Origin of the sequence: Acinetobacter sp. Ac_5812, assembly GCF_013072695.1 — a bacterium.
GTDB lineage: Bacteria > Pseudomonadota > Gammaproteobacteria > Pseudomonadales > Moraxellaceae > Acinetobacter.
The window spans coordinates 57,133-71,652 of the sequence record NZ_LXUK01000017.1; the positions used below are offsets into that span (position 1 = coordinate 57,133).

The 14,520-nt window shown below is 44.7% G+C and carries 14 protein-coding genes; 13 read left to right on the top strand and 1 reads right to left on the bottom strand.

Annotated elements, in window-relative coordinates; translation table 11 throughout:
• Positions 1-17: 17 nt before the first annotated feature.
• The 3 genes from lldR (at position 18) to dld (ending at position 3,945) form a co-directional block, all read left to right on the top strand.
• Positions 18-770: a transcriptional regulator LldR gene (gene lldR / locus A7P55_RS12590; RefSeq protein ID WP_016653319.1), complete on the top strand. Its 753-nt coding sequence runs from the start codon at positions 18-20 to the stop codon at positions 768-770.
• Entirely contained in the window at positions 767-1,918 is a 1,152-nt protein-coding gene (gene lldD / locus A7P55_RS12595; protein WP_171552350.1) for an FMN-dependent L-lactate dehydrogenase LldD, read from the top strand. Before lldR ends, lldD begins: the two co-directional genes overlap by 4 nt.
• Positions 1,919-2,238: 320 nt before the next feature.
• Positions 2,239-3,945: a D-lactate dehydrogenase gene (dld, locus tag A7P55_RS12600; RefSeq protein ID WP_171552351.1), complete on the top strand. Its 1,707-nt coding sequence runs from the start codon at positions 2,239-2,241 to the stop codon at positions 3,943-3,945.
• Between the two features lie 58 nt (positions 3,946-4,003).
• Here dld and A7P55_RS12605 read toward each other — a convergent pair whose 3' ends face one another.
• Positions 4,004-5,218, bottom strand: coding sequence for an amino acid aminotransferase (locus A7P55_RS12605; protein ID WP_004801828.1), 1,215 nt, complete (start codon positions 5,216-5,218; stop codon positions 4,004-4,006).
• A 453-nt stretch (positions 5,219-5,671) separates the two neighbouring features.
• Here A7P55_RS12605 and A7P55_RS12610 point away from each other — a divergent pair, with 453 nt between their 5' ends.
• The 10 genes from A7P55_RS12610 (at position 5,672) to A7P55_RS12655 (ending at position 14,508) form a co-directional block, all read left to right on the top strand.
• The gene (locus tag A7P55_RS12610) at positions 5,672-6,382 is read left to right on the top strand and encodes a GntR family transcriptional regulator (RefSeq protein ID WP_005186499.1); all 711 of its coding nucleotides are present in this window, start codon (positions 5,672-5,674) and stop codon (positions 6,380-6,382) included.
• Complete coding sequence (gene prpB / locus A7P55_RS12615; RefSeq protein ID WP_171552352.1) at positions 6,375-7,259, top strand: methylisocitrate lyase; 885 nt, start codon at positions 6,375-6,377, stop codon at positions 7,257-7,259. The genes A7P55_RS12610 and prpB overlap by 8 nt, the downstream gene beginning before the upstream one ends.
• 270 nt (positions 7,260-7,529) lie before the next feature.
• Positions 7,530-8,687: a 2-methylcitrate synthase gene (gene prpC / locus A7P55_RS12620; protein WP_004656677.1), complete on the top strand. Its 1,158-nt coding sequence runs from the start codon at positions 7,530-7,532 to the stop codon at positions 8,685-8,687.
• Entirely contained in the window at positions 8,687-11,305 is a 2,619-nt protein-coding gene (gene acnD / locus A7P55_RS12625; protein ID WP_171552353.1) for a Fe/S-dependent 2-methylisocitrate dehydratase AcnD, read from the top strand. Before prpC ends, acnD begins: the two co-directional genes overlap by 1 nt.
• Before the next feature lie 219 nt (positions 11,306-11,524).
• Positions 11,525-11,755: a type II toxin-antitoxin system VapB family antitoxin gene (vapB, locus tag A7P55_RS12630; RefSeq protein ID WP_171552354.1), complete on the top strand. Its 231-nt coding sequence runs from the start codon at positions 11,525-11,527 to the stop codon at positions 11,753-11,755.
• Positions 11,755-12,174, top strand: a complete 420-nt coding sequence (locus tag A7P55_RS12635; protein ID WP_171552355.1) for a type II toxin-antitoxin system VapC family toxin — start codon at positions 11,755-11,757, stop codon at positions 12,172-12,174. The genes vapB and A7P55_RS12635 overlap by 1 nt, the downstream gene beginning before the upstream one ends.
• A 130-nt stretch (positions 12,175-12,304) precedes the next feature.
• Positions 12,305-12,448, top strand: a complete 144-nt coding sequence (locus tag A7P55_RS12640; protein ID WP_004637424.1) for a zinc ribbon-containing protein — start codon at positions 12,305-12,307, stop codon at positions 12,446-12,448.
• 127 nt (positions 12,449-12,575) lie between these two features.
• A complete protein-coding gene (locus tag A7P55_RS12645; protein WP_171552356.1) occupies positions 12,576-13,151 on the top strand; it encodes a DUF4126 domain-containing protein in 576 nt (191 codons plus the stop codon).
• 76 nt (positions 13,152-13,227) lie between these two features.
• Positions 13,228-13,737, top strand: a complete 510-nt coding sequence (locus tag A7P55_RS12650; protein WP_171552357.1) for a GNAT family N-acetyltransferase — start codon at positions 13,228-13,230, stop codon at positions 13,735-13,737.
• A gap of 72 nt (positions 13,738-13,809) precedes the next feature.
• On the top strand, positions 13,810-14,508 hold the full coding sequence (locus A7P55_RS12655) for a hypothetical protein (protein ID WP_171552358.1): 699 nt from the start codon (positions 13,810-13,812) through the stop codon (positions 14,506-14,508).
• Positions 14,509-14,520 lie beyond the last annotated feature (12 nt).

Here is a 14,520-nt window from a genome sequence, read left to right on the forward strand (position 1 = left end):
CTAATCAAGGAAATGTGATGAGAATCTCCGATCAAGTGGTCATGAAATTACAGGCGCTCATTGAGCAACGCCAGATGAAACAAGGTGATCGCTTACCTGCCGAGCGTCAACTGGCGACCAGCTTAGGCGTATCTCGTCCGTCCTTACGTGAAGCGATCCAACAGCTAAATAGCCAAGGTGTACTCAGTAGCCGCCGTGGTGATGGGACCTATATCCAACAGTTGCCTGAGCAATGGCCGCAACAGCTCATCGTCAATCCGATCAGTCATTTGATTGAAGAAGATCCGTTGTACCGTTTTGATGTACAAGAAGCGCGTTTGTTGCTTGAAGGCGGCACTGCATGGTACGCCGCATTGCGTTCAACTGCTGAAGACCGTGCCAAAATTCATCATTGTTTTGATGAGATCAGCCGTTATCAAAATGCAGGCGATTCAGCTCGGGCGGCAGTGGCGGATGCTGAATTTCACCTGGCGATTGCCGAAGCGTCACACAATATTGTGCTGATCCAAATGATGCGCAGCTTGTTTGATTTGCTGCAATACAACGTCTTGCTCGGGCGTAACAAAGTTTATAACCATCCTGTCAATGGTGACTTGCTCAGTGAGCAGCATTTTCAGGTGATGGATGCGATTGATCGTCAAGATCCCGAAGCTGCACGCCAAGCGGTGTGTGGGCATATTGAATTTGTGATTAATCATGTACGTGCTCTGGGCGAAGATGAAGCGCGCCAGAAACGTGCAACACGTTTAACGAGAGTGGACTCAAAATGATTATTTCTTCTGGCAATGATTATCGTGCTGCAGCACAACGTCGTTTACCGCCATTTTTATTTCATTACATTGATGGCGGTGCCTATTCGGAACATACCTTAAAACGCAATGTACAGGACCTTTCTGAAATTGCCTTGCGTCAACGGGTGCTGAACGATATGTCTGCACTCAGCTTGGAAACCAAACTGTTTAATGAAACCTTGTCGATGCCTGTGGCATTGGCACCCGTGGGTTTAACCGGTATGTACGCACGTCGCGGTGAAGTACAAGCTGCCATGGCAGCCGATCAAAAAGGGATTCCATTTACCTTATCGACGGTTTCAGTCTGTCCGATTGAAGAAGTAGCGCCTGCAATTCAGCGTCCAATGTGGTTCCAGCTGTACGTGTTGCGTGATCGTGGCTTTATGCGTAATGCTTTGGAACGTGCTAAAGCGGCAGGTTGTTCAACATTGGTATTTACTGTGGATATGCCTGTGCCAGGGGCACGTTATCGCGATGCGCATTCAGGTATGAGTGGTCCAAATGCGGCGATGCGTCGTTATCTACAATCCATGTTGCATCCACATTGGGCATGGAATGTCGGGATGTGTGGTCGTCCACATGATTTGGGCAATATCTCGAAATACTTAGGTAAACCAACAGGGCTTGAAGATTATATCGGCTGGCTGGGCTCTAACTTCGATCCGTCGATTTCATGGAAAGATCTGGAATGGATTCGTGAGTTTTGGGATGGCCCGATGGTGATTAAGGGCATTCTAGATCCTGAAGATGCCAAAGATGCAGTGCGTTTTGGTGCCGATGGCATCGTGGTATCCAATCATGGTGGGCGTCAGTTGGATGGCGTGATGTCTTCTGCGCGGGCTTTGCCTGCGATTGCTGACGCGGTGAAGGGTGATCTGGCGATTCTGGCTGATTCAGGTATTCGTAATGGTCTGGATGTGGTGCGGATGTTGGCTTTGGGTGCGGATACGGTGTTATTGGGCCGTGCCTTTGTTTATGCCTTGGCGGCGGCAGGGGGGCAAGGGGTGTCAAATTTGCTGGATTTGATTGATAAGGAAATGCGTGTGGCGATGACCTTAACAGGGGCTAAGTCGATTCAGGAGATTAATGCGGATTGTTTGGTACAGGCAATCAAACAAGGTTTTTAAGAATAATTTGCTAAGTGATGCAGTAGGCACTGCCTCATCATTGGGTGACTTGCGTGTTTTTCGTGTAGAGGCGTTTGTCACTTTTGAAAGGTCAAAAGTAACCAAAAACCTTTTGTTGAGCAAACAGTACTTCCTTGTACGGTTGCTCAACAGGCGGCATCCTTGCCGCCAACCGCGATAGTAAATACAGGGCTGATTCAAATTAGAGAATCAGCTAGTCCAATGATAAATGACAAACCGTAAGCCCCTGCTGTGCTGATCTGGTTTTAGCCTGCATAAGATATAGCTAGATTTTATATGGATGATCCAAAGGAGCCATCATGCAAACATTTTCTCCCAAAGCAGTGATTGGTTGTTTACAGCAGATTATTGGACGGCAACATGTACTGAGTGATGATCAAAGTACCCGCCAGTATCGGCAAGGTCGTCGTTTTGGTGAGGGCAAAGTCTTTGCAGTGGTGATCCCTGGTACCTTGCTTGAACAATGGCAGGTGCTGCAAGCGGCAATTGACGCGGATTGTATCGTCATCATGCAAGCGGCCAATACGGGCCTGACCGGTGGTTCCACGCCTTATGGCGATGATTACGACCGTCCTGTGTTGGTGATGAGTACGCGCCGATTAAAAGGCATCCAAGTGATTCATGAGGGTCAGCAGGTGATTTGCTTGCCGGGGGCGACCTTGGACAATCTGGAACAGATACTGAAAGGCTATGATCGTGAACCACATTCGGTGATTGGTTCTTCCTGCATTGGCGCTTCGGTGTTGGGTGGGGTCTGTAATAACTCAGGTGGTGCCTTGGTACGCCGTGGTCCTGCTTATACGGAGTTAGCACTGTATGCGCAGGTCAATGCCCAAGGTCAGTTGGAGTTGGTGAATCATCTGGGGGTGAACTTGGGTGCAACGCCAGAAGAAATCCTGACTCGTTTAGAGCAACAACAATATCAAGCCACAGATATTCTGGATGATGCAGAAAAACAGGCATCCGATCAGCGTTATGTGCAAGATGTTACCCAAGTTGATGCCGATAGCCCAGCGCGTTTTAATGCTGATCCATCGCGTCTGTTTGAAGCCTCAGGTTCGGCAGGGAAAATCTGCGTATTTGCGGTACGTCTGGATACCTATGAAAAGGTCGAGAGCAATGTCTTTTATATTGGCAGCAATGATGCCGACGACCTGACCGCGATTCGCCGTTATTTATTGACTTCATTGCCAAGCTTGCCGATTGCAGGGGAATACATCCATCGTGATGCCTATCATATTGGCGAAAAATACGGCAAAGATACCTTTCTGTTTATTGAGAAATTTGGCACCGCTAATGTGCCGAAAGCTTTTGCATTAAAAGACAAGGTCGATGGCTTTTTAGAAAAATTTAAAATCAAAGGGCTGACCGATCATCTTTTACAAGCGGTCACTTCGTTGTTACCGAGTCATTTACCGAAACGGATGACCGAATATCGCGATCGTTATGAGCATCATCTGATGTTACGCGTTGAAAATAATTGCAAAGCCCAGACCGAGCAATTTTTACAAGACTATTTTGCGGTGCATGCTTCGGGCAATTTCTTTCTCTGTGATGCGGATGAAGGGCGTAAAGCCTTTTTGCATCGTTTTGCTGTGGCAGGTGCAGCGATTCGTTATCGTGATACCCATCGGGATGAGGTAGAGGATATTGTGGCGCTAGACATCGCTTTACGCCGCAATGACCGTGAATGGGTCGAGCAATTGCCTGTGGAGATGGAACAGCAGATCATACATAAGCTCTATTATGGGCACTTTTTCTGTCATGTCTTTCATCAGGATTACATCCTTAAAAAAGGCAATGATCCTTTAGCGATGGAACATCAGATGTGGCAATTGCTGGATGCCCGCCGTGCGGAATATCCTGCTGAGCATAATGTCGGTCATCTGTATATTGCCAAACCTGCATTGGCCAATTTCTACCAGAAACTTGATCCGAATAATTGTTTTAATGTCGGGATTGGACAGACTTCTAAATTAAAATATTGGGGCAAGGCCAAGTCCTGACTTTAAATAAAACAGGCAATAAAAAAGACGCCGTAGCGCCTTTTTTATGCGTGATAACTTAAGCGGTTGCAGCAGATTTTGCTAAAACTTCAGCCACTGCTTTGGCAACTTTGTATACGTTGTTCATGTTCAGGCCTGCAACACAGATACGACCACTGCGTACCAAGTAGATTGCATATTCTTCACGAAGAATGTCCACTTGCTCAGCGGTTAAACCGGTATAGCTGAACATGCCTTTTTGATTCACAAGGTAGCTAAAGTCACGCTCAGGAAGGGCTTTAGTCAACTCATCTTTTAAGATGCTACGCATTTTGATAATACGCTCACGCATCTCTTTGACTTCGCCTTGCCATTGTTGATTCAGATCAGCGTCATTTAACACTTGATCAACCAACCATGCACCTGTTGTTGGTGGGCTAGAGTAGATACGACGTACCGTTGCTTTCAACTGACCGAATGTGCATTTTGCTGCTTCAGCATCGTCACATACGAAAGTCAAACCGCCAACACGCTCACCGTAAAGTGAGAAGATTTTAGAGAACGAGTTGCTGACAATAAAGTTTAGACCCGCTTGGTCTAGGGCACGAATGGCATAGGCATCTTGTTCCATATCATCGCCAAAACCTTGGTAGGCGATGTCGAGGAATGGAATCAGGTTACGTTCTTTTAATACCACAATCACTTGATCCCATTGTGCTGGATTCAAGTCTGCGCCTGTTGGGTTATGGCAGCATGGGTGCAATAACACAATGCTTTGTTCTGGCAATGTTTTCAGCGTAGACAACATCCCATCAAAATCAACGCCACGTGTTTCAGCATCGAAGTATGGATAGAAGTTGCTCTTGATGCCTGCACCATTGAAGATGGCAACGTGGTTATCCCAAGTTGGCTGGCTGACCCAAACTTCTGAATTTGGGAAGTAGGTTTTTAAAAAGTCTGCACCGACTTTTAATGCACCTGAACCACCCAACGTTTGAATCGTTGCAACACGACCTTGTTGAATTGCAGGGCTGTTGGCACCAAACAATAAGGCTTGAATCGCATCACGGTAAGGTTTGAAACCTTCCATTGGTAAATAAAGTTTGGTTTGCGTGTTTTTAGGTGCAATACGTTTTTGCGCTTCGATAATGGTATCAAGCTGAGGAACGATACTGTCTTCGTTATAGTACAAACCAATACTGAGGTTGACCTTTTCAGCACGTGGATCAGCATTGAACTGTTCCATCAATGAAAGGATCGGATCGCCTGCATAAGGTGGGATATGTTGAAACATTAACAATGTCCTTTTCTTCAACAAAGTGCATAGATGTCTGGGGAGGTTGGCGCTTGAGGAGCGGAACCTTTGATGCCCAATAATGTATCAATAAAGGCTGCATGAAGCACGCTGTTATTTACATTTTGGTGCAGTATTTACTTACAAATTTTGTCGCTACGAGCTGATTATAAAGATTGTCTACAATCAAGCTGTCATACCATGGTCGTAGTATTAAAACTATAAGGCTGCCCAATAGATCAAAGCGCAGGGCTGAATAATGAGTGTGAATATTGTTAACCTATTGTTTTATCTGTTTTTATATAAGATTTTTGCAAGTGTGTTGATCAGCAAGTTGGTTATATCTCGCTAGTCGAATTGGCAGCACCAGTCAGATTTATTGTCGACAATCCTATTGCATTTTTTCTTTTATCTGGTTATAAAATCATAAAAATTGTAGAGATTGTCGACAATATGCAAGATACCCTTGTTCCTCAAGCCCTCAGCACCAGTCAGGGAATGACCCTGACGGAACACGTATTTAAGCAAATTCAGTCGGCAATTGTTTTAGGGCATATTCCTGCGGGCAGCAAGATTTCAGAACCTGAACTCGCGCGTATTTATGGCATCAGTCGCGGGCCGTTACGTGAGGCGATTCATCGTCTGGAAGGGCAGAAACTGGTGGAGCGAACTGCGCATGTCGGTGCCCGTGTGGTATCACTGTCACTGCAACAGTTTCAAGAACTCTATCAAATCCGTGCCTCTTTAGAAGGTTTGGCCTGTAAACTGGCTGCCCAGCATATTGATAAAAAACAGATTCTGGCCTTGCGTGATGTATTGCGTATGCATGCCGAGGATGAAAACTTTAAAGCAGGTAAGGGTTACTATCTGCAAGAAGGTCAGGATGATTTCCATTACTGCATTATCAAAAGCAGTGGCAATAAAACCTTAGAAAAAATGTTATGCGATGAGCTGTATCACCTCATCCGTATGTATCGCATCCAGTTTTCAAATACCCCAGATCGCCCGAGCAAAGCTTGGGATGAACATATCCGCATTTTAGATGCGATTGCTGAAGGTGACGGTGAACTCGCCGAAATGCTGATGCACCGTCATATCAATGCATCTTACAAAATTGTTGAGCAAACATTGCTACAAAATCAAGGAGAACAACAACATGGCTAAACAGTCTGCTGGTCAGCTATTCCGCGACGCGGTCGCAAATGAAAAACCATTACAAGTGGTCGGTGCGATCAATGCCAACCATGCGTTATTGGCAAAACGTGCAGGCTACAAGGCGATCTACTTGTCTGGTGGTGGTGTTGCGGCTGGTTCTTTGGGTTTACCTGATTTAGGCATCAGTAACCTTGATGATGTGTTGACCGATGTACGCCGTATTACCGATGTCTGTGATCTGCCATTGTTGGTCGATGTCGACACCGGTTTTGGTGCTTCTGCCTTTAATATCGCACGTACCACCAAGTTGATGATCAAATTTGGTGCTGCTGCGATGCATATCGAAGACCAAGTCGGTGCTAAACGTTGTGGTCACCGTCCGAATAAAGCCATCGTAACTCAACAAGAAATGGTCGATCGTATTAAAGCCGCGGTCGATGCACGTACCGATGACAGCTTTGTGATCATGGCACGTACCGATGCGCTCGCGGTTGAAGGTTTACAAGCTGCGATTGACCGTGCAGGGGCGTATATCGAAGCAGGTGCAGACATGCTGTTCCCAGAAGCGATCACTGAATTGGCCATGTATAAGCAATTTGCGGAACTGACCAAAGTGCCTGTTTTAGCCAATATCACCGAATTTGGTTCAACGCCATTATTTACCACGGAAGAATTGGCTTCTGCTGATGTCAGCATCGCACTCTATCCACTGTCTGCATTCCGTGCCATGAACAAGGCCGCAGAAAATGTTTATGAGACCTTGCGTAAAGAAGGCACACAAAAGAATGTGGTCGACACCATGCAAACCCGCCAAGAACTGTATGAACGCATTAACTACCATGCGTTTGAACAATATCTTGATGGAACTTTTGCGAAGAATAAATAAGTAAACCCTTAATTCATAAGAATTTAGGTTGAAATTTGCTATGCAGAAAAGTCATCTGCAACCTGCGTGGTTTAAACAAGATATTGTTTCTGCGATAGATTGATTAAATGGTGTTATTGGACAGGTTTTGCAGATGACAATGGTTTTGCCTACTTTTCCCGAAAGAAAAGTAGGTCGAACCGAAGGTTTATCCTGAAACAGGATGAGAACTCGGCACGACTCCGTTGAGTTGCTCAAAAATAAATTAAATAGATAGAAAAGGACAATCTTATGAGCAGTAATGAAACGCCAACAGGCTTCAAACCAAAAAAATCAGTTGCACTCAGCGGACAAGTTGCAGGCAACACCGCACTCTGTACCGTAGGCCGCAGCGGCAACGACTTACATTACCGTGGTTATGACATTCTTGACCTTGCAGTGGGTAGCCAATTTGAAGAAGTGGCACACCTTCTGGTACACGGCAAACTTCCAAACAAAGCCGAACTCAAAGCCTATAAAGCAAAATTAAAAGCGCTGCGTGGCTTACCTGCTGCCTTGAAAACTGCACTTGAGCAACTGCCACCGTCAGCACATCCAATGGATGTGATGCGTACGGGTGTATCTGTGTTGGGATGCTTAACCCCAGAACACGAAGACCACAACGAAGCAGGCGCAAAAGACATCGCTGATAAATTGATGGCAAGCTTGGGTTCAATGTTGTTGTACTGGTATCACTTCAGCAACAACGGTCGTCGTATCGAAGTTGAAACCAATGATGACTCAATTGCTGCACATTTCTTGCATCTATTGCATGGTGAAGCGCCATCGGAAGAATGGATTCAAGCCATGCACACCTCATTGATTCTATATGCAGAGCATGAGTTTAACGCATCTACATTTACCTCACGTGTAGTGGCAGGGACAGGTTCAGACATGTACTCAGCCATCACAGGCGGTATCGGTGCGCTGCGTGGACCTAAACACGGTGGTGCGAACGAAGTGGCGTTTGTGATTCAGCAACGTTATGACAATGCAGATGAAGCAGAAGCCGACATTCGTAGTCGTGTAGAGAAAAAAGAAGTGGTAATCGGTTTTGGTCACCCGGTCTATACCGTTTCTGATCCACGCAACGAAGTGATTAAGCAAGTGGCGCGTGAACTTGCTGAAGCGCAAGAAAATACCAAGATGTATGTGATCGCTGAACGTTTAGAAGCGGTGATGAAAGAAGTGAAGAACATGTTCCCGAATCTCGACTGGTTCAGTGCAGTGAGCTATCACTTGATGGGTGTGCCAACGGCAATGTTTACCCCATTATTTGTGATTGCACGTACTGCGGGTTGGTCTGCACACGTGATTGAACAACGTCAAGACGGCAAAATCATTCGTCCAAGCGCGAACTATACTGGCCCTGAAAATCTTGAATTCAAACCATTGGCGGAGCGTGGTTAATGAACACAAAATATCGTAAACCGCTGGCAGGTACCCAGCTTGAATACTATGACGTGCGTCAAGCCGTTGAAGATATTCAGCCAGGCGCATACGAAAAGCTGCCATACACCTCGAAAGTGTTGGCTGAACAGCTGGTACGTAAAGCGGATGCCGAGAATTTAACGGCCTATTTAACCCAGTTGATCGAACGCCGTCAGGATCTCGATTTTCCATGGTATCCAGCGCGTGTGGTCTGTCACGACATTTTAGGACAAACTGCACTAGTTGATCTTGCTGGTTTGCGTGATGCGATTGCAGACAAAGGCGGTGATCCTTCCAAGGTCAATCCTGTGGTACCAACTCAGTTGATCGTGGATCACTCTTTGGCAGTCGAATTCGGTGGCTTTGACCCTGATGCATTTGAGAAAAACCGTGCAATCGAAGACCGTCGCAATGAAGACCGTTTCCACTTTATTGAGTGGACCAAAACAGCCTTTAAAAATGTCGATGTGATCCCTGCGGGTAACGGCATCATGCATCAGATCAATTTGGAGAAAATGTCTCCAGTGATTCAAAACCGTGATGGCTTGGCATTCCCAGATACCTGTGTCGGTACAGATTCACATACCCCACATACTGATGCGCTTGGCGTTATTTCAGTCGGTGTCGGTGGTTTGGAAGCTGAAAACGTGATGCTCGGTCGCGCATCTTGGATGCGTCTGCCAGACATCATCGGGGTTGAGTTTGTCGGTCAGCGTCAAGCAGGCATTACTGCAACCGATATCGTATTGGCATTGACTGAGTTCTTACGTAAAGAGCGTGTCGTCGGTGCATATCTAGAGTTCTTCGGTGAAGGTGCTGACAGCATGTCTGTGGGCGACCGTGCCACCATCTCAAATATGACGCCTGAATATGGCGCAACTGCGGCGATGTTCTATATCGACCAGAACACCATCGACTATTTACGCTTGACGGGCCGTGAAGATGCGCAAGTGGCTTTGGTTGAGCAGTATGCAAAAGAAATCGGTCTTTGGGCATCAGATATGACCCAAGCTGAGTACCCACGTGTACTTCGTTTTGATCTTTCAACGGTGACTCGTAACATTGCAGGGCCATCAAACCCGCATGCACGTGTCTCTACCGCTGATTTGAAAGCCAAAGGCATTGCAGGGAATTTAGAGCTTGCCAAGGCACAAGAAGCAGAAGGTTTAATTCCTGATGGTGCTGTGATTATTGCTGCAATTACCTCATGTACCAATACCTCAAACCCTCGTAACACGGTTGCTGCTGGTCTATTGGCACGTAAGGCCAATGAACTCGGCTTGATACGTAAACCTTGGGTGAAATCATCATTTGCACCGGGTTCTAAGGCAGCTGCGCTGTATTTAGAAGAAGCAGGCGTGTTGGGTGATCTTGAGAAACTTGGTTTTGGTATCGTCGCCTATGCATGTACCACCTGTAATGGGATGTCAGGCGCACTTGATCCTGTGATTCAACAAGAAATCATTGAGCGTGACTTGTATGCGACCGCCGTGCTTTCGGGTAACCGTAACTTCGATGGCCGTATCCATCCATACGCGAAACAAGCGTTCTTGGCATCTCCGCCACTTGTGGTGGCATATGCAATTGCAGGAACCATTCGCTTTGACATAGAAACAGATTCGCTTGGAAATGACAAAGAGGGTAACCCTATTTACCTGAAAGATATCTGGCCTTCGGATGCTGAAATTGATGCGCTCGTCAAAGAAGCCGTGAAACCTGAACAGTTCCGTAAAATCTACATTCCGATGTTTGATTTGGGTGTTAATGAAGAAGCTGCGAGCCCACTATATGATTGGCGTCCAATGAGTACCTATATTCGCCGTCCTCCATATTGGGAAGGGGCGTTGGCTGCACCACGTACTTTAGCCAATATGCGTCCGCTTGCGATCTTGGGTGACAACATCACTACCGATCACTTGTCTCCATCGAATGCGATTGTGTTAGACAGTGCTTCTGGTGAATATCTGGCGAAAATGGGTGTACCTGAGGAAGACTTTAACTCTTATGCAACGCATCGTGGTGATCACTTAACAACACAACGTGCCACCTTTGCCAACCCGAAACTGTTTAATGAAATGGTGGTTCGTTCAGACGGCAGCATTAAGCAAGGTTCAAAAGCGCGTGTTGAGCCAGAAGGCGAAGTGATGCGTATGTGGGAAGCGATTGAAACCTACATGAATCGTAAGCAACCGTTGATCATTGTGGCGGGTGCGGATTATGGTCAGGGTTCAAGTCGTGACTGGGCGGCGAAAGGTGTACGTCTTGCAGGGGTTGAAGCGATTGTTGCAGAAGGTTTTGAGCGTATTCATCGTACTAACTTAGTGGGTATGGGTGTGTTACCGCTTGAGTTTAAGCCGGGCGTTAACCGCAAAACTTTGAAGCTAGATGGTACTGAGCTGTATAGTGTGATTGGTAATATTGCACCGCGTTCGACTTTAACTTTGGTGATTGAACGTGCCACAGCGGATGGTAAAGAAGAGATTGTTGAAGTGCCTGTAACTTGCCGTTTAGATACAGAAGAAGAAGTGTCTGTATATGAAGCGGGTGGTGTATTACAGCGTTTTGCACAAGACTTTTTAGAAGGTCAAGTGGCTTGATGCCTTAGATAGATATTGTGATAAAAAGACTCTACTTCGCGTAGGGTCTTTAATTTTTATATAAAAGAAATCTGGCTTTATCTTTTTTTAAATTTTGAGGATGAATGACGTTAAGCATTTAGCTATGTTTGGCTTTTTTATTTTGATTAAATATTGTTGGTAAAATGATCAAATAGTATCTATCATAAGGTATATACCAGAATGGTTGGAGTAGCGACAATGTCGACCGCAAAAGTTTTTATGACCGGCCGCAGTCAAGCGATTCGTTTACCTAAAGAATTTCGATTTGAAGGCGCAGAAGTTGAAATATTTCGCCGTGGTGATGAAGTGATCCTACGTGAAAAACCAATTACCGCGGAACGCTTATTCAATGTATTGGCACAAATGCCAGATGATTTTTATGCAGAAGAAAGAGTGGATCAACCACCACAAGAACGAGAAGAATTCTAATGCAGACACAATATTTATTGGATACCAATATTTGTATCTATATCAGCAAACATCAGCCTGAAAGTGTCCGTCAGCATTTTGAAAAAAATCTTCCCAATCGGAATATTTTAATCTCGGTGATTACCTTGGGCGAACTACGTTTTGGCGCTGAAAAAAGTCAAAGCAAAGAAAAAGCATTAAAAGTCATTGATGAGTTTACCTCAATGATTCAAGTCGCCGAATTAGATGAAGATGTTGCGGATCATTATGCACAAATACGTCAAGCGCTTTCTTCTAAAGGTCAGATTATTGGATCTAATGATTTATGGCTTGCGGCGCACGCCAGAGCAAATAATTGGGTAATGGTCACCAATAATGAAAAAGAGTTTTTACGTGTTGATGGATTGCGTGTGGAGAATTGGGTATCGAATCCCTTATAACTCGTTTAAATTTTAATTAAGCATCATTCTTCACCTTTCCGACATCACCACTTGTCGGAAAGGTCAATAAATAATCAAAGCTATCACGCTATAGTATATGTACCATTTCTAAAATCTATGGAGAACAAAGATGGTCACTGCTGGCGAAAAACCTGGAACAGGCTTCTATTTTTGTGTTCAATGCGGACACCGCACCTATTTAGAAATTGGTACTGATCGTTTACCTCCGTGTACCAAATGCCTTGGCAATCAATTCAACAGCAAGAATGCCTAAGCCGCAAAATACCAAACAGTTACCCACTGTTTGAATAAAAGCCCTATCCCTTGATAGGGCTTTTTGTTACCTTAAAAATAAGATGTAAATAACAAGACCTGTCATAGGCATAGAAAGGTAATCCATGATGGAAACAATTTTAGGACTCTGTATTGGCGTTGGACTCAGCGCAGCCTGCGGTTTTCGCGTCTTTGTGCCGCTATTAGCGATGAGTATTGCCACCTTAATGGGATGGTATCAACCTGCTCAAGGCTTTGAATGGTTAGCCATCCCATCAGTATGTGTGGCACTGGGTTTCGCCACAATCTGTGAAATCGCAGCCTATTATGTGCCATGGGTAGATAACCTATTAGATACCATTGCCACACCTGCGGCTGTGGTTGCAGGTACGCTGACCACAATGGCAGTCAGTAGTGGTGAAATGTCTCAGTTTGCCACTTGGGCCGCGGCTCTGATTGTCGGTGGCGGAACCGCAGGTGTGGTGCAAATGAGCACGGTTGCAGCACGCGGAGTTTCGACGGCAACCACAGGTGGGCTAGGGAATTTCGTGATTTCGACAGGTGAGTTGATTGGCTCAATCGTATTGTCGATTTTGGCCTTTATCATGCCTGTGGTGATTACGGTCTTGGTGATTATTTTTATTATCATTGCTGCACGATGGATTCGTTCAAAACGCCAAGAGCAAGTCACTCATTCACTATAAGCTTATATTTTCAAATCTATCATTTTTATATTGTGAATACAGATAATAAAAACGCTTCTTTAGGAGTAATGAGTAGATGTCACTTCGTTTGGTAAAACCTCACGCAAGGTTTAAACAGAGTTATAACGACTATATTAATGAACTTGCTGATGAAGAACGTTATCCACTAACACTAGACTTTGATCACACAGATTTTGACAAGTTTTTGCATAAATTAGAACAATATGAAAAAGGGCAGTCTTTACAAGAGGGACATGTTGCCAATATGACCTATTGGTTAGTAGACGATAATGAAGTTATCGGGGTATGTAATTTACGACCTCAGCTCAATGCAGAAATTGAATATTGTGGTGGACATATTGGTTTAGGGATTCGTCCTTCTAAACGCAGACAAAACTTTGGCGCTAAGTTGCTGGAACTTACTATTCAGGAAGCATGGGGACTGGGCTTAACGCAATTGCATATACATTGCTATAAAGCCAATTTGGCTTCTGCAAAAGTGATTCAAGCAAATAGCGGTTGTCTGCATTCTGAAATTACTTTAGATCAAGTGATTCAAAGATATGTCTTAAATAAAACAATATAGGAAATCTTAGTTTGATTATTTGGAAGCGGATATTGGATTTCAATATCATTCCATATCAAAAATGGTGGACTTATGAAAGCTCAAGTGATTGCCGCATTATTCGTATTATCTGGCTTATCGATACTGCCACAACTCAGCTTTGCTCAAGAACAACCGACAGCGGAAGAGCTTAAATTAAGCCAAGACCAAGTCACGTATCAAGCCTATATCCCTGCAAAATATCGTTTATTTAAAGCCATTGAAGGTGACTTGAATAAAGATGGCATAAACGATGTCGTGCTGATGGTGAAAGCAACCGATCCCCAAGATTTTGTTGAACATGAGTATCGTGGTCGTATCGATATTAACCGCCGTGGTGTGATTGTATTACTTAATGAAAAAGGCAAATACAAGCCGATTGTCAGTAACTTAAGTTGTTTTTACTCGGAAAATGAAGACGGTGGTGTTTATTTCGCCCCTGATATACGCTTAGAAATTAACAATAATGTGCTGAATATACACTTTGCCCATGGACGCTATGGCTATTGGCGTTATCTATTTCGCGTGGAAGGCAATGACCTTCGTCTGATTGGTTATGACAATTCAAGCAATCATGGGCCTTATATTGAAAGCCAAACCAGTATTAACTTTTTAACAGCAAAGAAAGTTATTCGTGACAATTTAAGTCAAGACTTTGAAGGTGAGCCAAAATTTAAGGAGAAATGGAGTAAAATTAATCCAGCCCCAATCTATCTATCGAAAATTAAAGAGTTTGATTATTTAAGTTTTTAAGAACAGGTCACA

What these genes read in the sequence shown, in the direction of transcription:
- A7P55_RS12655 (WP_171552358.1), top strand. Translation starts at nt 13,810, where the DNA reads ATGAAAGCTCAAGTGATTGCCGCATTATTCGTATTATCTGGCTTATCG.
- lldR (WP_016653319.1), top strand. Translation starts at nt 18, where the DNA reads ATGAGAATCTCCGATCAAGTGGTCATGAAATTACAGGCGCTCATTGAG.
- A7P55_RS12605 (WP_004801828.1), bottom strand. Translation starts at nt 5,218, where the DNA reads ATGTTTCAACATATCCCACCTTATGCAGGCGATCCGATCCTTTCATTG.
- A7P55_RS12645 (WP_171552356.1), top strand. Translation starts at nt 12,576, where the DNA reads ATGGAAACAATTTTAGGACTCTGTATTGGCGTTGGACTCAGCGCAGCC.
- vapB (WP_171552354.1), top strand. Translation starts at nt 11,525, where the DNA reads ATGTCGACCGCAAAAGTTTTTATGACCGGCCGCAGTCAAGCGATTCGT.
- acnD (WP_171552353.1), top strand. Translation starts at nt 8,687, where the DNA reads ATGAACACAAAATATCGTAAACCGCTGGCAGGTACCCAGCTTGAATAC.
- lldD (WP_171552350.1), top strand. Translation starts at nt 767, where the DNA reads ATGATTATTTCTTCTGGCAATGATTATCGTGCTGCAGCACAACGTCGT.
- A7P55_RS12610 (WP_005186499.1), top strand. Translation starts at nt 5,672, where the DNA reads ATGCAAGATACCCTTGTTCCTCAAGCCCTCAGCACCAGTCAGGGAATG.
- A7P55_RS12650 (WP_171552357.1), top strand. Translation starts at nt 13,228, where the DNA reads ATGTCACTTCGTTTGGTAAAACCTCACGCAAGGTTTAAACAGAGTTAT.
- prpC (WP_004656677.1), top strand. Translation starts at nt 7,530, where the DNA reads ATGAGCAGTAATGAAACGCCAACAGGCTTCAAACCAAAAAAATCAGTT.
- A7P55_RS12640 (WP_004637424.1), top strand. Translation starts at nt 12,305, where the DNA reads ATGGTCACTGCTGGCGAAAAACCTGGAACAGGCTTCTATTTTTGTGTT.
- prpB (WP_171552352.1), top strand. Translation starts at nt 6,375, where the DNA reads ATGGCTAAACAGTCTGCTGGTCAGCTATTCCGCGACGCGGTCGCAAAT.
- A7P55_RS12635 (WP_171552355.1), top strand. Translation starts at nt 11,755, where the DNA reads ATGCAGACACAATATTTATTGGATACCAATATTTGTATCTATATCAGC.
- dld (WP_171552351.1), top strand. Translation starts at nt 2,239, where the DNA reads ATGCAAACATTTTCTCCCAAAGCAGTGATTGGTTGTTTACAGCAGATT.